At 61.6% G+C, this 21,881-nt stretch carries 17 protein-coding genes; 7 read left to right on the top strand and 10 right to left on the bottom strand.

Going from position 1 to position 21,881, the window contains the following annotated elements; translation table 11 throughout:
• Nucleotides 1–197: 197 nt before the first annotated feature.
• From JOE65_RS04110 to JOE65_RS04085, 6 genes are all read left to right on the top strand, one after another.
• Nucleotides 198–1,361, top strand: a complete 1,164-nt coding sequence (locus tag JOE65_RS04110) for a hypothetical protein (RefSeq protein ID WP_205162042.1) — start codon at nucleotides 198–200, stop codon at nucleotides 1,359–1,361.
• Complete coding sequence (locus JOE65_RS04105) at nucleotides 1,358–1,825, top strand: hypothetical protein (protein ID WP_205162041.1); 468 nt, start codon at nucleotides 1,358–1,360, stop codon at nucleotides 1,823–1,825. The genes JOE65_RS04110 and JOE65_RS04105 overlap by 4 nt, the downstream gene beginning before the upstream one ends.
• A gap of 85 nt (nucleotides 1,826–1,910) precedes the next feature.
• Nucleotides 1,911–2,870: a hypothetical protein gene (locus tag JOE65_RS04100; protein WP_205162040.1), complete on the top strand. Its 960-nt coding sequence runs from the start codon at nucleotides 1,911–1,913 to the stop codon at nucleotides 2,868–2,870.
• A complete protein-coding gene (locus JOE65_RS04095) occupies nucleotides 2,870–3,610 on the top strand; it encodes a hypothetical protein (protein WP_205162039.1) in 741 nt (246 codons plus the stop codon). The genes JOE65_RS04100 and JOE65_RS04095 overlap by 1 nt, the downstream gene beginning before the upstream one ends.
• A complete protein-coding gene (locus JOE65_RS04090) occupies nucleotides 3,597–3,869 on the top strand; it encodes a hypothetical protein (protein WP_205162038.1) in 273 nt (90 codons plus the stop codon). Before JOE65_RS04095 ends, JOE65_RS04090 begins: the two co-directional genes overlap by 14 nt.
• A 343-nt stretch (nucleotides 3,870–4,212) precedes the next feature.
• Nucleotides 4,213–4,770: a hypothetical protein gene (locus JOE65_RS04085; protein ID WP_205162037.1), complete on the top strand. Its 558-nt coding sequence runs from the start codon at nucleotides 4,213–4,215 to the stop codon at nucleotides 4,768–4,770.
• A 534-nt stretch (nucleotides 4,771–5,304) separates the two neighbouring features.
• Here JOE65_RS04085 and JOE65_RS15430 read toward each other — a convergent pair.
• Nucleotides 5,305–5,577: a hypothetical protein gene (locus JOE65_RS15430; protein ID WP_338021542.1), complete on the bottom strand. Its 273-nt coding sequence runs from the start codon at nucleotides 5,575–5,577 to the stop codon at nucleotides 5,305–5,307.
• 357 nt (nucleotides 5,578–5,934) lie between these two features.
• On the opposite strand from JOE65_RS15430, the gene JOE65_RS04075 reads away from it, so the two are divergent.
• Nucleotides 5,935–6,807: a GIY-YIG nuclease family protein gene (locus JOE65_RS04075; protein WP_205162036.1), complete on the top strand. Its 873-nt coding sequence runs from the start codon at nucleotides 5,935–5,937 to the stop codon at nucleotides 6,805–6,807.
• Between the two features lie 147 nt (nucleotides 6,808–6,954).
• Here the strand turns inward: JOE65_RS04075 and brxL are convergent, their stop codons facing one another.
• The 9 genes from brxL to JOE65_RS15055 form a co-directional block, all read right to left on the bottom strand.
• Nucleotides 6,955–9,012, bottom strand: a complete 2,058-nt coding sequence (gene brxL / locus JOE65_RS04070) for a protease Lon-related BREX system protein BrxL (RefSeq protein ID WP_205162035.1) — start codon at nucleotides 9,010–9,012, stop codon at nucleotides 6,955–6,957.
• Nucleotides 9,009–11,348 (bottom strand): BREX-1 system phosphatase PglZ type B, encoded by a 2,340-nt coding sequence (pglZ, locus tag JOE65_RS04065; RefSeq protein ID WP_205162034.1) that lies wholly within the window; start codon nucleotides 11,346–11,348, stop codon nucleotides 9,009–9,011. Before pglZ ends, brxL begins: the two co-directional genes overlap by 4 nt.
• Nucleotides 11,345–14,521: an Eco57I restriction-modification methylase domain-containing protein gene (locus JOE65_RS04060; protein ID WP_205162033.1), complete on the bottom strand. Its 3,177-nt coding sequence runs from the start codon at nucleotides 14,519–14,521 to the stop codon at nucleotides 11,345–11,347. Before JOE65_RS04060 ends, pglZ begins: the two co-directional genes overlap by 4 nt.
• Nucleotides 14,521–17,970, bottom strand: coding sequence for a BREX system P-loop protein BrxC (brxC, locus tag JOE65_RS04055; protein WP_205162032.1), 3,450 nt, complete (start codon nucleotides 17,968–17,970; stop codon nucleotides 14,521–14,523). Before brxC ends, JOE65_RS04060 begins: the two co-directional genes overlap by 1 nt.
• Entirely contained in the window at nucleotides 17,967–18,524 is a 558-nt protein-coding gene (locus JOE65_RS04050) for a BREX protein BrxB domain-containing protein (protein ID WP_205162031.1), read from the bottom strand. The genes brxC and JOE65_RS04050 overlap by 4 nt, the downstream gene beginning before the upstream one ends.
• A complete protein-coding gene (locus JOE65_RS04045) occupies nucleotides 18,521–19,279 on the bottom strand; it encodes a hypothetical protein (protein ID WP_205162030.1) in 759 nt (252 codons plus the stop codon). Before JOE65_RS04045 ends, JOE65_RS04050 begins: the two co-directional genes overlap by 4 nt.
• Before the next feature lie 684 nt (nucleotides 19,280–19,963).
• Complete coding sequence (locus tag JOE65_RS04040) at nucleotides 19,964–20,152, bottom strand: hypothetical protein (RefSeq protein ID WP_205162029.1); 189 nt, start codon at nucleotides 20,150–20,152, stop codon at nucleotides 19,964–19,966.
• A gap of 75 nt (nucleotides 20,153–20,227) precedes the next feature.
• Nucleotides 20,228–21,100 (bottom strand): hypothetical protein, encoded by an 873-nt coding sequence (locus JOE65_RS04035; RefSeq protein ID WP_205162028.1) that lies wholly within the window; start codon nucleotides 21,098–21,100, stop codon nucleotides 20,228–20,230.
• Between the two features lie 178 nt (nucleotides 21,101–21,278).
• Nucleotides 21,279–21,563 (bottom strand): hypothetical protein, encoded by a 285-nt coding sequence (locus JOE65_RS15055; RefSeq protein ID WP_239536612.1) that lies wholly within the window; start codon nucleotides 21,561–21,563, stop codon nucleotides 21,279–21,281.
• Nucleotides 21,564–21,881 lie beyond the last annotated feature (318 nt).

The following is a 21,881-nucleotide window of genomic DNA, read 5'->3' as shown; positions in this document are numbered from 1 at the left end:
TTGTAAACAAAGGGAAGTAGGGTCTTTTGCTTTGCCCATTTCTGCTCTGCAGTAACGTAGCGGTAACAGAAACTTGGAGAACATCAACGCATGGCCGAATTACGGCGGAGCCGAGCCGCCTGTTGAAGGCCACCCAAACAGCCCGGTCCCCGTTTGTCTGCGAAAACCTGGCGACTTTCAGCCGCTAGTATGAGCGCATGGATCATGAGGGGGAATCAGGAGGCAAACGCCTCCGGCTTACGGGTGCCCGCTTCAAAGGTGGTCACCTCCCGATCGACTCGCTCGTCGAACTTCAGAAGTACCAAGAGGTCGTCCGGATTGCGGCGAGGGCCGAGTGGCGTCGTGAGCACCCGGGCGAGGAACTCCCCTCGGACCTTGACAAATCTGTGAGTCTCGCGATTGAGCGCATCGACGAGGGCAGCGCTGATGTGTTCATGCTCTTCGAGCAGCATGCCGTGTACGCGCAGTATCAGGTCGAGGCCCAGGAGGCCGTCGACACTATTATCGCGGCTGCATACTCAGACGTCTCGTCGCCAGGAGCGCTTCCGGACCAATCGACCGACCTTGACCGGGAGCTGCGTGAGGCAGTCTCGCAGCTCGGTATCACCCTCACCCATGGACAGAGCATCGAGGTCTACACAGCCTCTCCGGATTCACCGCCAGTCACCATTACGATCGAAACACGAGAGCACGCGATCGAGCAATTGTTGCCGATCGAGAACTTCCTCCTCTCGCCCGACCTCACTCCGACGACGGAGGGGTTGCAATCCTTCGATGAAAGCCTGGTTGGTCGGGTCACGGTGCTGGATGCAGACGACATGAAATTCGTGCTCGTGCTCGCTGACGGAACCAAGATTCACGGCTGGTACCGCCAGAACCCCGATCTCCTTGAGGACTTCCGTAAGTTGGTCAACTCAACTGCGGAGGGGCCGTTGACCCGTATTTCGGGCATGCTTCAGCACAAAGCTGGTAAGCCGTTCCGATTCAGGGACGCCAACTCAATCGAGAGGGTGGAATTCGACAACACACCGTGGGGTGCGAGGCTGACGGAGTTCGCTTCGCTTCGGACCGGCTGGGATGACGGTGAAGGAGACCAGGTTTCCTTCGTGGCATTGGATGCAGCTCAGATGCTCCTCAGAGCTGCGGAAGGGGCCAACGTCGAGCGACCGGGCGTCTTCCCGAACCCGGAAGGCGGCGTGCTCATCGAATGGGCAAACTCAGACAGAGTTAGAAGTGTTGAGATCACGGCGGACGGCACCTTTGAGATGTTCTCACTGCAGCGTGCTGAGCGAGTAAGCGAGCACTCGGAGAGTGCCGACCTGACCCAGGCCATCGCTTTTATCGAGGCGGAGAAAGCATGACGGCTACACACGTTGAGCTCGGCGACGGTGAGCAGTTAATGAGTTCCGAAAGTGAAGTCGTGTTTAGGCAGGTGACCCAGCACATGTTTGACGGCGACCTGATCGCAACCACGGCGTTCGGGCCCAGCACCGCCGACCGGGACATGCCGTCCTACTCCCGCTCGACCGTGGTAACGGCCCAGGATTCCCGAGACTGGCACACGCAGAATGCTAAGAGCCCTTCACTCGGAGTGTGGGGCATCACCGTCGGCGAGGTAATCGATTCGGGTCGTTACGTCGTCGACGACTCGCAGTGTTCGCTCGACGACGGGCAGAAGAGAGCACCAGGGCATTGCTTCGTCGACTTCCGCGAGCTATCGAAACCGCAGAAACGAGAACTGCGTGCGCAGTTGTATTTCTATGCGATCGCCCGCGGTGAGCTCCCTACTATGGCTACAACTCCGGACGGTCAGCTCTTCGCTTAGTCACCCTGTGACGCACAAACGCGACCCCAACCCGACGACCTATATTGCCGCTTATGCCCGGTAGACAAAGTGGTCCCGGCAACCCGTGTCTGGCACCTGGAAGACGAGAATTCCGGCGTCCCTCATCTCCCGGGTTGAAGTGTGCGTCCAGGATTTCGGCGCGTTCCTCGACGGCGTCGACGAAGTCGGTGAGGGCCTGTCGCCGTGGGGTTCAAGCGTGAATGTGCGCACGCCGGTGAACATCGGGTTCTGGACGATACCGGGCGGACACGCTCGGGCAACGGCCCCGGTGGTCCCTATGCTGGAAGGCATGGTCACAGTCAACCCAGCCTTCCCTGAGCTGTCCGCCCGCCATGCCTCCAACCTGTCCAAGTTCGTACTGCGTGCCCGCCGCGTCGAGGCCCACTCACTGAATCGGGACAAGGACGCCCTGGCCGCCCTGGCGCACATAGTCATCAGCCTGCACCGGCACGCGGACGGCACCGCCGAACTCGTCCACGTCCTGCCGCCGGAGGAGCTGGTCGAGTCGGCCGCCGCCCGGGTCCGGCCCGTCCTGCTCGACGGCGACCCGGTGCACTGGGGAAAGACCCTGGCCGCGCTGGGCTACTTCGTTCAGGACGACGCCGATCTGATGGCAAAGGTGAAGGTACTGCGGGGGGAATGGCGGAAGCTCATGCCCCGGGACGGGTCGGTGCGAGGGTACAGCCTGATCGTCGCCGGCTCGGGCCCGTCTGAGGTCTCCCAAACCCTGCCGGACAGCATCATGGCGGCCAGTTGGTTCTACGGCGACGTGGTGCATGCGGATCCGGAACGCCAAGCCGAGGCCGTCCATGCCGGGATCACCGAACGCTACCGGGCCGCTGCCGTCATGGTTGCCGGCGCGGTCATGCTCACGGTGGCGACCCTGAACCTGGTGCGCCAGGCCCGGGACCGGGGCCTGGTGGATCTGCCGGATGATGTCCTAACCACCGAAGTCGTGGTCGATGAGCGGGTAGGCGCGCTCTGGGGCCGGCCAGCCGTCTACGCTGCCGGGGAGCAGCGCTGATGGCCGCCCTCTCCCCCGACGAGATCGCCGCCGGCAAAACCGCCACGCTGGTGGCGTTCGTACAGCGCGCCCGCCGCATCCAGACCCATTCCCTCACCCAGGACCAGGATGCCCTATGTGCCCTGAAGTACATGATCGGCGGCATGATCAGTGCGCATCCTGACGGCACCGTCACGGAGATTAAGGCGCTGCCGCCCCAAGAGATGGTCGAATCGGCTGCGGCCCTGGTCCGACCCGTCCTGCTCAACCAAGACGACGTGCACTGGGGCAAGGTCTTGAAGGCTCTGGAGTACTTTGTCCACGAGCACGCAGGCCTGATGGCAGATGTGAAGAACCTCCGAGGTGAATGGCAAAAGATCATGCCCAAGGACGGGAAACCACTCGGCTACAGCCTGATGCTGGTAGGCCCGGTCGACCCCAAGGATTCCCCGCCCCTGACGGACAGCACCATGGCGGAAAGCTGGTTCTACGGTGACCTGGTGCACGCCAAGCGAGAAAGCCAGGCCAAGGCCGCCCGCGTCGGGATCACTGAACGCTACCGGGCGGCCGTCTCCACGGTTGCCAACGCGGTCTGGCTCACCATGACGACGCTGGTGCTGGTGAATGTTGCCCAGAAACTGGGCCTGGTCTCGCTGCCCAAGGAGGCACTGACCGTCGGGGTCGTTCCTGAGCGGTTGAGCGCGCTCTGGGGCCAGCCGGACGCCATATTACCGAGGAGCAGGCCTGATGGCCCGGCCTAGCCCTGAGGAGCTGGAGGGCCGCCATCTGGAGAGGATGGCCGCCTTCGTGCTGAGTGCCCGCTGCGTCTGGGAGCATTCGCTGTGCCAGGACACGGCGGCCTTGCACACTCTGGCACAGGTGCCTTTCGAGGTGGAGCAGGATCCCCCGAGCTCCGGGAAGGTCGTGCTCATCCAGAAGTTGCCCCGGAGGGCTGCTGGCCATGATCCAGGGAGCGCGGCAGGACTGACTCAGGCCAATGCCCGACGGCGCACGCGCTAGGCATGAGCAGGTTGTACGGCAACCTGATCCAGGCCGACCCGGCTGTGGGCATCAATCCTGTACGCGAGCCTCTTGAGGGATGCGTATCCCACACCGGGCCAGTCCGTGCGCGAGCTCGTTGGTGACGGATGCGCCGTAGCTGGTGCTGTCCTGGGTCCTGCTTAGGGCCGAGCGGGGAGTGGGTGCGAGGATTCCGTTGGAAAATCTCGCCCAGATACCACAGGCCGTAGAGGGGATCCGGAGGGTCGTCCAGCCCGGTGGGCCATTCGGGCCTGGACGCAAACTTCCGAACCAACGGCGGCGCGATGGCGAACCATACCTTGTCATCAGCTATTGTCGGGACGTGGATATTGGCAACTGCTGGAACGGCATCGTGGGGATGTCTGGCGACATCTGGAAGTTCCTAACGACAGAAACGTTCGGGCAGGGCATTTTCCTAGCCGTTTTGGGCGGCGTGAGCGTCGTCCTCTGGTACTTCATCCGGAAGAGACTGGAAGCACCCAAAAAGGTGCCTAGCCCCCCGGCAAAGGCAGAACCAGACTCGTCGATTGCAGCGCCGCAACGGCCGCTCCGTGCTTACAGCGCAAACAGCGGCCTGCAACGCGCTGAAAAGCGTGGTCTCTGGCGTATCGAACCGAGTTACTCCCCCAATGTGTACAGTCTTGTGAATACCGGCATAACTGTCGCCAGCAAGGTGTCAATCACATCCGACCAGGACGATTTTGAGTTGGATGGGCCTGTGTACTGGGACAAAATGTCCCCCAAGCAGCACGAACCGTTTTCCCTAACTTCGGCGCTCCCCAACTCATCCGCCAGCCTGACCGTGGCCTGGCGCGACCATGAACGGCGCTACCGAGAAACGAAGGTCACCTTCCGGGCGCTAAACATAGGCGACGGCTAACGGGTAGGGCCCAGTCCAATGTGGGCCGGCTCTTCCTTCTACGAAGATTGCGCCCAAATGCACCTCTGATCCGATATGAGGCGAAAGCGTCATGTCACGGCCCTCAAGGAACGCCTGCAAGGGCTGTGTGTTCATCTTCTGTAGATCCAGCTGAGCACGGTCGAGCGTGGCTTTTTGCTTGTCAAGAGATTCCTCCCGCCAGGCCCGGCTGAAACAGCAATCATCTGGACGATGAGTTGCCCGGCAGACCTCCCGCAAGCGCAGAATGCCACGCGCATAAATCAGAGCTCAGCTCCGCCGAGGCGGCCCCTACTGCGGATCGTGTTCGTTCACCCTATTGCTTGTCGCCATGCTCCAAGGGCGCTCGATGGTTTCAGCGTCCTCAAGCCATTCAACATACGCCTTTCCGAGACCGGCGGCGATGGCCGTCGCAGTCTCGCGCCAGGCCGTGAGTTCTGCAATGGCCAGATGGGTTGCATGGTGGCGAAAGACGCGCGCGCGGACGCCAGGACAGCCTTCGCACAGGCATCCTGATCAGCTGAGCTCAGTGCCAGCATCCACGGGAAGCGATCGCTCATGCGACCAGCCAGCGTTCCATCGGTGCTGATTGTGAGCGACAAGCTGTGCCGCTAATTCCAGCAGTGATGCGCGTGCCTTATCTGCGCTCTCGGACATCAGCACCCAGGACTCGCCGTCGCGGCGGGTCATCCAAACAGGGTGGTCCGCCGCGGCAGCAAAAACTTCAGCTGAAGCACGGCTCAGTTCAGAAGACTGAAACGTCTTTCGGGAACTGCCTGGTGCGCTCATGTAACAGCAGTAACTCAGAACGTGTTCTGAAGTTTGGTCGACCGTTTGATTCTGCGTCGAGCCGCCCCTGACTTCAACGCCCACAACATAACTGACATTATGGTGTGGATTTATTACATATTCATGGCCAGGCAAGGGCCGAGCCATCTGATTGGTATCGGCGCCATGACCCGCCGGCCCGCCCGGTTGATCATCTGAAGGCCGACTCCGCTACCCTGCTTCGCGCGCTGGAATCCTTCCGCTGGCGTTAGCGCCGGCTACTCACCGACAAAACCTCTACCGTGAACTCACCGAAGATCGTCAAGTTTCGTGCACCTCATGGCCCAGTCCTAACCTCCGCTGTGGAAGGATCGATGCATGCTTCGGAACACGGCACTCCCCCAAACCATTCAGATATACCTGCCGCAGGGTGACCCCGCCGGTATCCGAATGGCCGAAATCACCACACGGACCGTTCGCGTCTTCGAAGTTCCCCGCCCGCTGCTTCGGGAATTCAGGGACATGCCCGAATCCAAGCAGGTGGGCGTCTACTTCCTGTTCGGTTCCTCGTCATCAGGCCGTCCTTCCTGCTACATCGGACAGAGCGGCGCCATCGGAGACAGGCTGAAACAACACTCCGATAAAAAGGACTTCTGGGACCATGCACTGGTCGCAGTGTCCCTGACAAACGCCTGGACCAACACTCACACCGGATACATGGAATGGCAGGCCATCAAGCGGGCAACCGAAGCTGCCCGCTATGAATTGCACAACGGCAACGATGCCTCGAATCCCCACACCCCGGCACCCCTGGAATCCGACTGCCGAGAGTACTTGGAAACCATCTCAATCCTCCTGACGACTCTGGGTTATCCAATCCTGGAGCCGCTGAAGGCGGTACCGCTGCCGGGCACCAGCGATGGTGCCGGGACCCTGGTCTTCAGAGAGGGCGGAACCGAAGCCAGAGCAAGGCCGACGACCGAAGGCCTCTTGGTTCTAGCCGGATCTGTCGGCAACGTAACCGCCCGGCCTTCTCTTTCAGCATCCCTCCTACGCCGCCGCGGTGACCTTATTGAGCAAGGCGTTGTCGAAGTTCGCGGCAATGACTTCGTCTTCCTCAAGGACCAGCTCTTCAACAGTCCCAGCACCGCCGGTGCAGTAATTTTGGGCGGCAGCATCAACGGCAGAATCGCATGGAAGACAGCTACGGGTCGAACCTTCCAACAACTTGAAGACCAAGCTCTGAGCTGACACTGCCCCGGTCTCCAAGGAAACGCCTATGCCGGAGCGCAGCGGAAACCATAAACAACGGCTCGCTTTTCGGCCCTCTCCGCACGTCGACCAGGCAGGTTTGTTCGTCTTGCCGGTTAGGAACGCCAAGCACTGCTAAGCATTGCGTTACTCGTCTAGTGCTTTCACGAGCGCGTCGCGGGCGTCGCTGTAGAACAGGAACGAAACCTTGGTGGCCACTTCGTCGCTGACGTCAAGCAGTTGTCGGCGGGCCGACACGGGGAGCAGAAGCGCCGACGCGCCCTTCTCCATTGCATGCTCGGCGAGAGCGGCCGCGTTGAGCACAGTCTCGACGCCACCGCCCAGCGAGAGATTACCGACCGTGATCAGGCCGCCACGAACGGATCGCTGAAGCATGGAGGACGTGAGCGCAAGAAGGATCGGCAAGCCAAGCCCAGCTCCCGACTTCGCCGCGTCAAGTGCCCGGACCTGCGCTGTGAGGTTGTGTTCGCGGGGATTGCGTTCGCCGACAAGAGTGCGCGCTTGGGCAATAAGGTTCTGCTCTGCGACTTTGAAACTTTCGCGGAGTGGAGCTGGGGCTGCCTGGTTGAGCAATCCTGATGCCCCAGCTCCTAGAGTGTCCGCCGCCTCGATGCGGTAAAGACCTGGGCCGGTCCCTCCGCCATCCTCGGCGATGGCCCACACCTGACCTGGCGGGAGTGGGTCCAAACCGATCGAGTCAGGGCTTGCGAGCTCCGGGGTTGAGACGAACTGTTCAACTCCTTCGCCGATCCGATAGCCGAACTGGGTGTTGCGGAATTCCGCTGTCCCGATGCGTCGCTGCTGTTCCTTGACACGTCGCCGACATTCGAGCGCCATGCGGACTGCCCACTCCAGGTCCTCGTCGGGGATTTGCGCTTCGGCATCCGGATAGACCAGCTTCAGTAGGCCGTCGACCGTCTTGTTGACCGCAGACAGGTCGCGCCCGGAGAGCGCATCGGAATAGTTAACCCGTCCTTGGACGGATGCCAGTCTCGATTGGTCGCGGAGGCGGGACCAGCACTCCGAGAGGAAGTCGCTCACTAGACCGAAGTGGTGGGTAAAGTACGAGGGGCTGAGTTTCGGGACATCCCACCCCGGTAGGTATGCGTGAATTCGGTCCATGAACGCCGTGTCATCCCGCATCTCCGGCGGAAGGGGCGAGAGCAAATGGCCGATCCTCTGCTGGTGAGCAACGTCTACGTCGAAGTTTCCAACAAGTACAATCGACCCATCAGCCCGGATCGACTCTCGGCCACGGGAGAACTCACCCGACTCCATGTAGCCCTTCATGATGTTGACGCCGTCCTTCTGGTCAAAGGAGACGCCTGAGACCTCGTCAAAGCACACAACGTCGTACTGGGCAACCAGCCCGCGTTGGCCGGTCGCATTGTTTACGAACATTCGGGCGACAGTCGCCTTGCCACCGCTGATGAGATGGGCGTATGGCGAGACCTGCTGGAACAGGTGCGACTTGCCGGTACCGCGAGGCCCCAACTCGACCATGTTGAAGTTGCGCTGGACGAACGGGACCATCCGTAGCAAGAGAACGTCCTGCTGGCGCTCCGTGAGTTGCTCCGGTTCAAACCCCACCGACCGGAGCAGGAGGTGCTTCCACTGCTCAGTCGTGAAGCGTGAGCGGCCTTCAGCCAACCGAGCCAATGAATCGCGGGTCGAGAGTTGGATCGGACGAAGCGACCCAATGGCGAAGGGCTTGCCGTTGTTCTCATCGGCGATGACGGCGTCGTAGTAGAGATCCACTTCGGCGTAGAAACCCCCGGTCAGCATTCGCTCGTTGTCACGGACTACGGCGTCGTCGATGCGGACGTCCTTGAGGCCGAGACTCGGCAGCTCTGCGAGGTATGCGTTCGCTTTCGCGTCCAGCCGTGCCTTGACTATATCGATGAGTTTGATCGTCATACGTTCGCGCGCGCGGGACTTGAAAAGCTCTTCCTCCCCGGCCCGAACGGTGCGGTCGGCGAGGAGCCGGCGCACGATCTGCAACCCCTCCTCAATCTCGTCGGGGTCGGTGGTGGCGCAATAGCGGCCGATGAGAAACTCACCGACGTAGGTCGGTACGGGGTAGGCGCCCTTGAATTGCTGAGCAAGGTCCTTGCGGACCACGTACCCCTCAAAGGCAGAGGCCGCCAGCTCGTCGATTGGGTCAAGGATGATCGCTTCGGTCATTCGGCACCTCCCACCGTTGTCTGGCGCTGTGCAATAACGGCACCGTCTGGCCCGATCAGCACAATGTATGCCGCAGTGCCATCAGCAGCCTGGTCCTCGTCGACGAGCACTTTGATCTCCCCTGGCTCGGATGGCGGCTTCGGGCCACCGACTGTGCTGCTTGGGTCCCCGGGGGAAAGCCGAACCTCTGCCATGACATCGGCCTCCGCGGGCTCGAAATCAATGCGACAGCGCTGCCCCGTCCAACGGATTCCCTCGATCTGTGCGGGCCCGGTTGCACCCTTTCGGGCAGAAACTTCGATGACCGGGATGACGCACTCCTGCGGGCTCAGGCCGCCGTGCTCGTAGTAGGTTCCAGCCTCGAAGGCAGCGGCACCAGGCGCGCTGATCATGTCGACTGACGCATCCCAGGTCCACGGGATGATCGGGAAGTCTGGCCGCGCCGACCCGGCCTTCAGTCGAGCGACTCGCGGCTTGCGGGCGGAGTCGCCTTCTGTGACCGCGAGGGGCAGCGTCACCTTCAGCGCAGGACCCGCTGGGAGGAGAAAGCCGTGGTCGGTCACGACGACGACGTGTCGCCAGCCTGCCGCGAGTAGACCCAGGATTCGTTCTGCAACGAGATCGAGCTGCTGATCGACCATGTCGGACAGCGCATGCCCGTGGTCGTGGCCGAGCGCATCGATGGTGTTGGTCTGGGTCCAACCGATGCCGCTGGCCTGTCCAGTCTCAGAGGACTTCCAGTCGAGATACTGGACTCCCGCGTCGGACAGGGCTGCCCGGAAAACCTGCCCCTTCACCGAGCGACCTTGGACATCGGCCGCGTCGAACGCTGGGCCCGCCCCGAATGTGGCTATCACGGGTGCAACGGCCGGCTGGCCGGTCGGGGTAACGGTGGGGAACGCTGCAAGACGCGGGGAGATGGTGGTGTTTAGGGATGCGAGCCGCTTCGCAAGCCGCTGTGCGAGGTCGAATCGGAGGGCATCAACGAAGACGACGCAAGTGCCAGCTTGGACATCGAGGCCAACCTGGCCCTTGTAGCCGGAAGTCGCCGCAGACTGGAACGTGCGAGCAACTTGTTCCAGCCAGGGGTCGTAGATGATTTGGAGCGCCTTGCGTACAGCGCCACGGTCCGCCGAGGTCGGCGAGGTGGCGATGGCGCGAAGCGCCAAATCATCGACCTTACAGCCGTCAACCGCGTACCAAGTCGCCAGGGAGGGCAGGTCGGTCCCCGACGCGCCCGCGGCAGTCAGACCTACAAGCTCGGCCAACAAGCCTATCGCCCGCGCTAGCGGGGCTTGCCCGAGCTCGTCCCAGACGCTCTCCTCGCGGCGCAGGTGGATGGCAGCCAACTCGCGCACCGACTCGCGTGCCTTATCGGGGTCGTTGCTGTCGACCAGGCCAGAGAAAGACTTGCGGAGGCCATCCTCTTGCTCAAGGTTCCACGATGGCCAAGAGTCTGGATGCGGATCGGTGCTGCCGAAGAGATCACCTTGGGGACGGGCCTGATCGAGCGCGGCGGGGATGTTGGGGTACCGGCGAGGGTTGTCTGCAAACCGAGCCCACGCATCACCCCAAGCGCCTTTCCGAGTCCCGAAACGTGCGGCAGCGGTGAGCGCACCATCCTTGGCTGGATCAAAGTTGTACGTCGTGCGACACGCCTCGACGAAGGCGTTCCAACGAGCTCCCTGAAGTGCGTTGCGAGTGCCGTCGGGATCGTCCAGCCACTCCAGCAAGGTGCGGACGCTGTCGGACATGACGAGTGAGTGCAACCGTGCGGCGTCAAGGCGGCCCATGCGGCGCAGCTCGTCGACGTCGTCGGCGAACAGACGGTCGAGCACGCCTTTGAGCGCCGACCTCGTCTTTGCATCCCCCGCAAGATCCAGGCCGGCGCCGCTCTTCGAGCTTAGGAAGGAGTGTGGGGTCCACGGGGTCTGCCCGTGCGCGGACGGCCACCAGCTGGAGCGTAGTGCCACTTCAACAAGGGGCGACACTGCCGGGTCGGGGCTGGTGACGTCCGAGAGTGAACTTCGACCGAGGCCCGGCAGGTAGATCACCCACGGGTTCTTGTCGCTGTGCTCGGCTAAATGTGCTGGGAGGTCCACGGATTCCGGGACTGCCAGGACCGCGCGAACCCATATCGCGGGCCCTTGGGCTTTCGCGGAGTCGTAGTCGCCGAGCACGAGGATCGGGACGGCCTCTTGGAGAAGGCCGATGACCGGCTCCCACGCACGATCCGGATCAGGCCAGAACACGGCTACGGGAGGGGCACTCGAATCCACGTTGTACTTCGCTGCCTCGCGCAGAGCGTGCGCAACGACGGCCCGCACCGCGGTCACAGTTTCACACCTGCCAGCCGTCGTGCCCCACGACGCTCCTCCAGCGTCGGGTGAAGATCGTTGATGCGCTCCGACCCGTCAGAGTTCGTACCGCGGTCCTTCTTCCAATGCACGTTGACCTTGGACCGCAGCACACCCGCTGTGAAAAAGGGGCGGATGTTGAGGCGCACGCCGTCGTCTAGGTCGGGGTGCCAACCGATCGGTTGCTCGTGCATCTTCTTCCACCGCACGTACACGTCATATGGCGGGGCGCCGTCGAGGATGAGCTTGAGACGCTCCTGCAAGTCCTCGGCAGCGGCAAGGCGCGCGTCAGCACCCGCGCGACCCGCAGCCGCTTCATGTTTCTGCCGCTCGATCCACGCCCCCAGCGAAGTGAACGTGAGCTTCTCGAGTGTGCGGTGGTCGAGCCGATGATAGTTGACGATCGCGGAGAAGCCGTCCTTGCGTCCGTCCCAGATGTGCCACAGGAAGGGACGGTTGTCGAAGACCTTCACGTGTTGTGCGAAGAAAGTGTCGCGCAGCCAGTCCTCAAGCCGTCCGTTCTTCCCGCCGGATTCGGTGACAAGGGAGCGTTCAAGAGTGCTCGACCACTGATCGCCGTATCCGGCCGCAAGCAGTTCTCGGAGACGCGTCGTGAGGTCAGGTTCACCCGGCAGCGATTGCAGTGCAGCGACGCCGTCGGCGTCTGCGAACTGATCGAGTTCGTCAGGCTCCTGCTCGGGCCACCGGAAGCCGAGAAGGCGGGCAACGGCCACCTGAAGCGGCTGCGAGGAACCACCCACGTCGCCCTTGTAGAGCCACTGCGTCGGATTGTCCGAGTGGGGTTCTGGCAGGACTTTCATCTCGCCTGCGACCTCCTTCCATCGCGCATGATCGAACGGAACCTTTACCAGCGTTCCGTTGGTGACCTTGATCGACGGATCGATAGCCCGAATTTCGTTGAGAAATTCATGAGAGTTTATGAAATGCCAAATGACTTCGACTTGCACTCCTTGGTGTGGCACTACCACCGCCGCGTTATCGTCGAAGAACTCTCCTCGGTACAGAGTCGCTGGCAGTCGCCCCATACGGGACACCAGGATGCCATCCTTTCCCCAAGCCGAACGCCCTCGAATGTACGCGCCTGGAAATTTAGCAAGCGCACCTTGGCCGTCCTCCCACAAGATCACGTGCTTTCGCCCTCCCCAGAGGGTGGGCTCCTCAACCGTAGTCATCTGACGCGCCCACCGATCTGGAATAGATGAGAACTCCCAGAATGTCCGTCCAAAGCGAGAAAAATCACCGGTTTGGGATCCCGTGTAACTAGCTGCAAACTCCGAGAGATGCGTCACACGCTCGCCCGACTCCCGAAGAATAATGCGTGCGTCCGGATTAGAAAGTTGCGCGGATTGCGAGATCTTCAAGAACGTGCCCTGACGCAGATCAATTGCCTTGTCAGTTGACTTTGATACATCTATCGCGAGCAGATTGCCCTCGACTAGTGGGCAATCGGAAAGCACGCACAGGGCAACGTTCACGACTTGGCCAGAAATCGACGAGAAGGCACCGCTCCCCAGTTGTGCAACAACGTCTATTCGACTGGAACGTAGAAGGTCCTTCCGCAACGACTCGTACGAAGTGAGGGTCGTCCACGCCTGCGGCAACACCATCGCAACGGAACGTGCTCTGCGGCAGTATCGCTCAAGAAAGGAGGTGGCAATCTCGGACTTTGAGTTGCCAAATTGGTCGGTCAAGTGGTCCCGCAGAACCTCGCCCTGCCGATTGCGCGAAAGGTATGGCGGGTTCGTCGCGACAAATGTGTACATACGACTGAGAAGCCCGGCCGCGTGAACGACATCGTCAGCCGCGTGTCCCAGTACCGTACCCTCCCGGCGCTCCTGACGCTGCGCCTCAGTCACCAGTCCGCGCACGCGGTCCCATGAAACACCGATGCTCATGTCGCGACCGAACAATCCATCGCCATTGTTTGGAGGCTGAGGATCAATCAACGAACCCAACGAGTCGGCATTCCGAAAGAGCGAGTGAAGGCGTTTCATGACCTTGCGAAGCTCATCGTCGTCGCCGGCGAGTGCCTCCCAATCACTCCGGGTCGCACGAACCGGAACCCCGGAACAAGTAATCTGCGGTGCCGGAAGGTCACGGAAACCGCCCTGCTTCCATGCTTCGAGAGCGACATTGAAGGTGGCGATCTGCGTGCAACGGGGATCGAGCTCAAGCCCGTGAAGGTTATTCCGCAGTACCGCGTCCTGCGCATCGGCCGGAGAAAGACCCTCCTCCTCGGCCCTCATGCGCCAGAGCATCCCGAACATCGCGACCAAAAAGTGTCCGGAGCCGCAGCACGGGTCCATGACGGTGACATCCGCCACCGTCACCGGCCATTCGTCAAACGTGCCGGCGGCGGGTGTGCCGTCGTCGAGGCGGCGGAGGTACTCCCACGTGCCGATGAGCGGTGAGTCGGGGTGGCGCGCAGCCCACCATGCTCCGAGGGAGTTCTCGAGCAGGAAGCGGACCATGTAGTTCTCGGTGAACAATTGAGTCACCGGCGAGAGGTCCGCGCCACCGATCTTGACACCTGACTCGTTGACGCGCTTCTTCTCCGCCGTCTGCCAGAACTGGTAGACCCACCCGAGGGCGTCCTCGGTAACGAATACCTCATCGGGAAGGCTAAGGAGGATCCGTTCAAGTTCAAGCCGATGCTCGGTAGCGGACCGAACCTGGACTGCCGGATCATCCAGCCGGAAGACACCAGGGAGAACCTCCGACGCGAAGCGTGCGGCGACTGACCAGCCGTCGGGCTCGCCGAGGTCGTCCGCGAGGTCCGCGCAGTCTTCGAGCGTGAGCGAGGTGTCGCGAAACTCGGGGTGACGCAGAAGGCCGTTGACTTCGAGGAAGCGTGCGAACAGGAGGCGATGCCATTGCTCGTAGGCAACCTCGCGGACCAGATTGGTCAGACTCGCACCGCTTCGTGCAGTGTCGTCCCCAAGTTGTCGGGCTTTCTCGCGCAGGGCGAGCCGCAAAGCATTGCCATCGTCGCTCAGGTAGGCCGGGCGGCTCGGCTCAGCCACCGCGAGAGCGTACAGCGCATCTGCGGCCGCCTTCTCGCCCGCCGTCCGGGCTTGCTGGACGGTTGCGTCGAGGTGACGACGCTGGTCAGCGTTGAGAACGTCTCCCATCAGCCCTTCACCAACACTGTGTCGTGGTCGGCGAGGGCCTTGGTGAGGCGTACGCGAAGGTCGGCGAGGTATGCGTCGACCTCGCCTGCGCTACTTAGGCTGGCTGCAGGAACAGTGACGGTGCCAGCCTTGGGGGAACTCAGTCGGACTGCCGCCTCAAGCGCCTTCGATGCTCGTGTGGGCACCGCGTCGAGAACCGCGGCCCAGGACGGGAGCGGACGGTGCTGAACCGCTTTCAGCACAGCCTGAGCGTCGCCGAGTTCTGGCTTCGCCTCAGGCGCTAGGCTGTGCTCGGCGAGGAGCTGCTCCTGCTTCCCCGGATCGAGTGCCGACCAGGCCTCCTGGGGCAGTAGGCCGTCAACCGCCAACTGGCGGGCCTGTTCCAGAGACTCGGCAGCCCGGTAGACCGCATCACGCACGGCACCGGCGAGGTCGGTCACGATGGGACTGATCTGGTCGGTGTCCCCGAGTAGCTCCCGCGTGCTTTCGAAGGCCTCAAGCCGCGCGCGCACCTCGGATGCACTGTTGAGGTCTTCAGCGGCGTCCGAGAGAGATCGGGCAGTTGACAGAGCTTCCAGCCTAGATGCGCGACGCCGCTCCAGCATCTGCAATCGCTCGGCGAAGTCCGCCAGTTCGTCCTTTATCGCGAGGAGCGCGTGTACGCGGTCGTTGCCGGATGCTCTTCGCACCGCCTCGAAGCCAACAGGAAGGGCGATGTCAGGCAACGGGGCTGGTCCAGTGAGGGTGGTCGCCCGCTGTACGAGGCCCCTGACTGCTTCCTCGGCCGCCGGGACCAGCGTTTCGTTGTCAGCCTGCACCCCGAGCTTGCTCAGCAGGCTCCGAGCTGCAATCTTCTCCGCCGCTTTGAGGACCGTCGACTCTCGCCTCAAGTGCACTGTGCCGAGTCTGGTCTGGGACAAGACTTGGCTCCTGGTCGCGTCGGAGCCGTTGATGGTGGCTCTGATCAGTCCGTTGTCGAGCAGTACCCCGATCGCTGCCATAAGGGCGTCCCGCGGCCAGCCAAACGGTGCAGACAAGAGGTCCTTCTCGACCCCAATGGCGGGCGTGCCGGCGCCTCCGATCCTGCCGAGGACTTCCTTCACGACTGGATGCTGCTCGGGGTCGGCGTCGTAGCCGACGGCCTTGAGCGCATCTGCGCCCGAACCCTTCTTGATTCGGTCGAGCACCTGCGGCCAGCGGGAGTCGTCAGCGACGTCGAACTTGTGGAAGAGCCGCGTCGCTGCCGACAGCGTACCGTTCTCAATGCGGTCGCGCAGAGCGATGCCCGCGGGGGCAGACCCACCGCCAAGCGTGGCGCCAGCCTTGCTGAGGATGTCTCGGACGTGCTCTCGGGCCTGCGCTTGGGCTCGGGCGTGGCGGGACTCCACCGCACGCCGAGCCTGCTTACCCTCGTCGTCCTGCGGGAAGCCCTGCTGGTCGAGCGTTCGCTGTGCAGCCATCTGGTTGCGCAAGGCCGAGGCGAAGGCCGTGGCCTGGACCCTGGGCAGATGAGCGAGCACGATCGGAGAGTTGGAGCCGAGGCCACGGGCAAGGTCCTCAAACTGCTTGGTGGTGGTCCCGTCGTCCCACTCCGAGCGCAGCCAGACAGGAATGTTGCCGGTGGCAGATGGCTGGGAGGAGTCGGCGTGGAGGCTGATCTTTCGTGCCACCTTGGCCCTGCCCTGAAGGATCGAGGCGGGCAGGGCCTTCTCGACTTCCGAGCGCAACATGGAGTCCCGCTCTGTGCTGATCTCACTATCGGTCAGTTGCGCGGAGTGACGGCGGAACGCCTCGTCCCAGGTTCTGCCGGCCATGGTCTGGAGCCGGTACTCGTTACCGTCCTGCTGGAGGATTCCCTCCTCAGTGAGTGCCTCAAGTGCGGCAGGGATGTCTTGCCGCAGGCGTGGGCCGTCGTTTGCGAGGTCCTCTACAAGGAGGTCTACAAGGTGGTCTGTCGTTGCCCGAACACCGATGTCAGCGTGTCCGGACGACGGAAGCAGGCTGACGAGGTGGACCAGGCCGAGGATGCGTCCTCGAAGCGGGTCCTTTTGATCCTGCTCGTGAATTAGACGTTGGGTCTCCTTCAGGAGCAGGCCAGCGCCGTTGAGATCTTCATGCTTCGCTGAATAGAGGAAATCCGCCCCAACGACCGTGCCGACGGGCTTCAGCGCAACCAGACGATTCGCGTCATGCACGATGCGAAGTTGGGACCTGAGCTGTCCAGCGCGGCCCGCATCGGCCTGGCGAAGAACGCTCTCCCAGAAACGGCGGCGGCTGGGAAGGAGCGGGTAATCCTCAGACAGATCCTTGTTGTCCTGAGCCGTGTGCTGAATCTTGCTGCCGACGAGCTGTCGAGAGATTGGGCCTGCAGCATCGGCCAGAACCTTGTCCAGCCCCGGCCGCTCGGCAGGCTCCTTGTTGAGCAGCACACGCCGAACAACGGCATCAACGTCCTGGTTCTTAAGGACAACCTTGACGGTGAAACGGTCCTGGATCTTCTGCAGAGTAGCGTCAGCGGTGAGCTCTTGCTGACCGGTCGCGACGAAGAGCACCCGTCCATCGAGCTCGCGCGAGACAGACTCAACAAGGTTCTGCACTTCCATCGCTCGACCACCGTCCCCACTGATGTACTGCTGGACCTCGTCGAGCACGATCAAAGTCGGCGGGATGACGCCGCCACCAACGTGCTTGAGGACCTTCCGAAACAGGACTATCGTCTCGTCGGTCGACAGTGAGCGCGCGTCGGGTGGGAACTGACTGCGCAGGGCTTTTCTCACGTCCGCGCCCGTTGCCGCGAATCCAGGATCGACAGCGAGGATGGCGTCGGCAAGCTGGGTGCTGAGGTTGTACTCGCTCAGTTCCTCGATGAAGTCCCCGCCACCGGCTTCGACCCGTGCGCGGACCGCATCGAGATCGTCTTTGCCGGCAAGCCAGAGAGCTACCTGTGCGGGTGCGACACGAGTCGGCAGACCGGCAGCACCAAGGACGATCGACAAGAACACCGCGTTGAGGCTGTCGCCGCTCCGATCCAGTGCGCCCGCTGCAGACCAGGGTGCAATCCCGTCGCGCTTGCCAATGGTCGTAAGTTCGAGGAGTTGGTCCTTGAACCCTTGAGGAATGGTAGCCAGGCCCCGAGCTGAGGCTCCGGTCGGAAAGACGGTGTCGGCCCACAGGTGCTGGAGCACTCGGACGAGGTGCGACTTGCCGCTGCCGTAGAAGCCCGAGACCCACACCGCTGGCTGGGTCGTGCTTCCTCGGTGACGGATATAGGAGCCGAGGATGCGCTCAAGCCCGTGCTCGTACTCGCCTTCACAAACGAAGCTTGTGAGCTCGTACTCAAGAACCTTCCACTGGTTTGACCCATCGGGCCGATCAACGTTGGTGACTCCGTCGTTCGGGATCTCGAAGTCGAGCGGACGGCGAGTGAAGAGCTCGTTGTTGATGGTCACGTGGTGTCTTTCTGGGGGTCGATGACGCGGGCGCGATAGTTGAATCCGTCGCGGGCATCGAGCAAGCGGAAGGAATGTGTGTCGGGATCGTGCAGACCTGGGAAGAGGACAAGGAGTCGTCCGTCCACTTCCTCATCGATCGCCTTGATCACGCCCGACGCCCGGAGGAACGGAAAGATCGACCCGATCCCCACCAGAACAGCGACGTCGTTGGATGAGGCTGCCGTGAGTCGCTCGCGAACCTCGGAGACGAGATCGGACTCGAACTGGTCGATAATGGCAGCCGTGAGATCACTTGGATCCTCGAAGAACGCCTCGGCATAGCGATGCCCGGCGAGCCAACGACCCAGTTTGTCAGTGATGTCAATCTCGTGCCAGCCGTGGCCAGCTTCGCCGGTAGCCAGTTCGAGTCGGGGGAGCGCCGCACGCATCGAACGCTCGAAGTCCGGCGGGTAGACGAGCATCCAGACTCGCTCGCCTCCGGACAGACCAGCCCGCCACGGGAGATCTAACTCTGCGGCGTACGCATCAGTGAGGTCGGAAACGCGACTCATCCGCGAGTCCCGTCGAAGAGCGGAAAGCTGAGGTCGACCACATTGCCGGCCACCAGAAGATCGATCAAACCGTGCGTGTGGGCCTTCCTCAGGGCATTTAGCCCGGTTCCGGGTGGAAGGTCAAGCAACGCCGCCCACGGCGTGTCGAGCACGCTCACGCCACGGTTGCCTGAAAGGTACCCCAGGAAGGCCGCGAACGCGACGGCCGCCGGAAACGGCTCAACCGCCTGCCGCACTTTCTTCGTCCTCCCGACGAGATGACCGGTCTGCGTCCAGCAGGCGCCCGTGTTGCGCCCCGTCTTGCCCAGGGTCTCTTCAGATAAATCGGCCCCGTAGACAGTCGTGACCGCCTCTGTGAGGTCGCGGGAGGTGACGATAGAGCCGACAGGCGCTTGGTGGATCGCTGGAAATGAGGCGCGCAAGATGCCATCCCGTGTGAAGGCGAGGATTCCTGCCAGCAGTGGCCGCGCCTCTGGGCCGATGTCCCACAGACGGCGCATCGCCGCGAACTCAGGTCGCGTAGGGTCCAAGAAGTAGAGCTCACGCAGATGTCGGAACGAGCGTTGGCGGCCAGTGTGAGTAGGGCGCCCGAGCACGTTCTCCTCGACGACTGCTCCGCGGTAACGCTCATGGGGTGCGTCCGCCGGAACGACCCGCAAGAGTTCGACCAGATGCGAGACGCCAATCGTATGGCTCGCCGTCGTACGCAGTGACCCCAGGGCAAAGTTGCCCTCGTGAGCAGCGGAAAGGGTCATGCGGCGGAAACTCCCGTGTCCTATGGGGGGGGTGCGAAGATTCCTCAACACCACCAACGCGAATATGCGGAATACTTCCCAAGGTTAGTGGAAGCGGTCGTAGTTCTCTAACACCACCGTGCGCCATGGCGCTACCCATCCGCTAAGTGCTGCAACCACCGATAGAACCGAAGCAACGCCGGCCCCATCCACGGTACCCCCGACGACGTCCACGAGCCGAGTTTTTACCGAAGCTCTTCGAAGAACAAACATCCAGCACATCACTGCCTCAACCACATAGCGGGAGTCTCAGCAACCGAGGCTTTCGGAGCGCACAGTTGCAACGTTAGAAGCCCATGATGGATCTCAGATTATGAACACCCCATTGGGGAAACCTCACCATCCGCATCATTTGAAGGAGAACCAGAACATGCCGCAGGCCCAGCCAATGGACTTGCACTACCCACTCTTGCCCTTCTTCGGCTAACAAGAACGGGAGGAGGACGGCTTGATCGCCTTTCGAAACCTCAATGAGCACGAGATCGGAATATTCCTATTGCCCTGACGGATCTCGTCACTTTCGGTATCAAGCACAGTCGGGCCGGCTTCGAAGAACTGAAAAACCGGTGACGGGGCCGGGAGCCACCGATCATATTGGAACACAACAAAGCCACCGCTACATGGCGGGGGCTTTGTTGTCGAATCCTATATTTGGCCGGCTGCTAGGCGCTGGCCACTTTGCTGGCGACTACGATTTGCTCGCTGTTGCTGCTCTGCTTTCAACTGGGCGGCTGCACGCTGGCGCGCTATTTCTCTCGCCTTTCGGAAGTATTCCTGAGGATTTTTTTGCATCTCTTCGACGCGACTAGAGGTCACTTTCAGTGCTTCTGCCATATGCCACGCTCCCTCACGTTGTTTATCAATCGTACTGTATATGTCCAAGCGGTGGCCTGCCCATATGAGGACCACCTACACCTCTGTGTCGTTCCTCTTGTTATCCCTTACGGCCTCCGATATGGCGATAATAGTGGCTACCAACTGAACCACCACCGCATCGGCGTCGGTCAAGCTTCCAGCCTCCGGCGAGTCCACCGAGATCATTCCATCGACATCCATGCCGTCATAGGCCGCGGCCGAGATGAAGGTTCGATAGTTACGTTTCCGAGCTTTGCCGAAGCCTGGCGGAGGGTCTGTAACCCAATCGGGGGTGAAGATGTAGTCGTTCTTTGCGAGCATTTCGAGTATGGCATCAGACTCTGACGATTTGTCACCCAGGTCGAAACGATCCCTTGGAGCCGTGGCTGTTGAAGCAGGATCTTGGAGATAAGGCCCTTGGCCCTCCGCCGACGGATATTTCAACTTGAAATAGTTCGCCCGGAGTCGTGGGATCGACGGGTCGATCACTTCTTTAAGCGCCGAGAGGGCGGTAAGTTTCAGCTGAGTTGCGAGATCATTCCTTGTCGCGGCCCAGCGAGACCGCACCAATGGGCCGAGCTTCTCTAACAGTGGTCTGATCGCGAAGTCCACAACCAGCAGGAACTCTTCGCGCCCTTCCCGCTTCGCATCGTCTACGGCCTGCACCCCGGTTGTTCTCTCCGTCTCGAGGTCAGCTTTTAAGGCAGCGATCTTGCGATGGGTCGCTCTTGTTTCATTGATCGGCATGACAACCGCGGTGAGCGCGCCTAACAGACCCGCCAAGAACAACCAGCTGCGCAGAGTGTCGTCACTCTCCACAAGAGCACCCCAAAAAGCTCCAGCAAAGGCCATCGCGGCTCCGACGACGGTAAGAACGGTCTTCCACCAACGGCCCAGCCACTCAACGCCGCCATGAAGTTTTTCCACCTATCAAACGTACGGTGGTTCGTTGTCACATGGCATGCTGCCGCGCCGCTGAGAGTCAAAGAAGCGGCTGCCAACCTAAGTAGTGGCGATATATGGATACAGGAGTCAACCAAACCTTCAGCAGTCCCGATGTCGCAAGACATTGGAATAGTTCGAACCCACGGTTTGTGGGTTCGGACTATTTTTTTGTGCCGGCGGGTTGGTAGTCGTGGTTGAGGTTGATAGTGAGCTCCCGCAGGATCTCTCCGGTTGTGGCGTTGGTGACAGTGACGTCGAGTTCTTGGATGAGTAAGGTGACGTGGGTTCCGGCGTAGGTTCGGCCGACGCCGATGTGACGAAGTTGCCTAGCGACGCGAAGGCTGACGGTGCCAGATTTGTCGATGCGGTCTTGGCGGACGCAATGGTGCGCGTCACCGCTTGGCCTCGTGGAAGGTGTGGCATTGATGCTAGTTGTGTAAGCCATCGCTGGTGTCGCGCGATGAGGCAGTGAACGGTGTGCCGAGACGTGCAGCGAGTGGCGGAAGTGGTCATCGAGGAAAGTAATGATCTCAGTGTCGGCGCTTGGGTTCCCGTCGAGGTGCTCCGCCGGTAGTGGGTGAAGCCTGACTGCCAGCACTCGTTAGATTGATCGGCAGCAAAGCGAAGGTAAGTACTTTCCGGACACTTCTGTGGTTCTGCCTCGATCAGCCCCAGATGAGGATCCGGTGGCCAGCGGCCCGGCTCAAAGAGACCTGCTGAGAGTGAGTCAGATGCGATTCAATGGTGTCAGCAGCGGCACCCC

Source organism: Arthrobacter roseus (assembly GCF_016907875.1).
GTDB classification, from domain to species: domain Bacteria; phylum Actinomycetota; class Actinomycetes; order Actinomycetales; family Micrococcaceae; genus Arthrobacter_J; species Arthrobacter_J roseus.
This window is presented reverse-complemented; position numbering and strand designations above follow the sequence as displayed.

Coding starts and splice junctions, on each gene's coding strand:
- JOE65_RS04110 (WP_205162042.1), top strand. CDS start 198: ATGGATCATGAGGGGGAATCAGGAGGCAAACGCCTCCGGCTTACGGGT.
- JOE65_RS04105 (WP_205162041.1), top strand. CDS start 1,358: ATGACGGCTACACACGTTGAGCTCGGCGACGGTGAGCAGTTAATGAGT.
- JOE65_RS04095 (WP_205162039.1), top strand. CDS start 2,870: ATGGCCGCCCTCTCCCCCGACGAGATCGCCGCCGGCAAAACCGCCACG.
- JOE65_RS04090 (WP_205162038.1), top strand. CDS start 3,597: ATGGCCCGGCCTAGCCCTGAGGAGCTGGAGGGCCGCCATCTGGAGAGG.
- JOE65_RS15430 (WP_338021542.1), bottom strand. CDS start 5,577: ATGAGCGCACCAGGCAGTTCCCGAAAGACGTTTCAGTCTTCTGAACTG.
- JOE65_RS04075 (WP_205162036.1), top strand. CDS start 5,935: ATGCTTCGGAACACGGCACTCCCCCAAACCATTCAGATATACCTGCCG.
- brxL (WP_205162035.1), bottom strand. CDS start 9,012: ATGACCGAAGCGATCATCCTTGACCCAATCGACGAGCTGGCGGCCTCT.
- JOE65_RS04060 (WP_205162033.1), bottom strand. CDS start 14,521: ATGGGAGACGTTCTCAACGCTGACCAGCGTCGTCACCTCGACGCAACC.
- JOE65_RS04050 (WP_205162031.1), bottom strand. CDS start 18,524: ATGAGTCGCGTTTCCGACCTCACTGATGCGTACGCCGCAGAGTTAGAT.
- JOE65_RS04045 (WP_205162030.1), bottom strand. CDS start 19,279: ATGACCCTTTCCGCTGCTCACGAGGGCAACTTTGCCCTGGGGTCACTG.
- JOE65_RS04040 (WP_205162029.1), bottom strand. CDS start 20,152: ATGGCAGAAGCACTGAAAGTGACCTCTAGTCGCGTCGAAGAGATGCAA.
- JOE65_RS15055 (WP_239536612.1), bottom strand. CDS start 21,563: ATGGCTTACACAACTAGCATCAATGCCACACCTTCCACGAGGCCAAGC.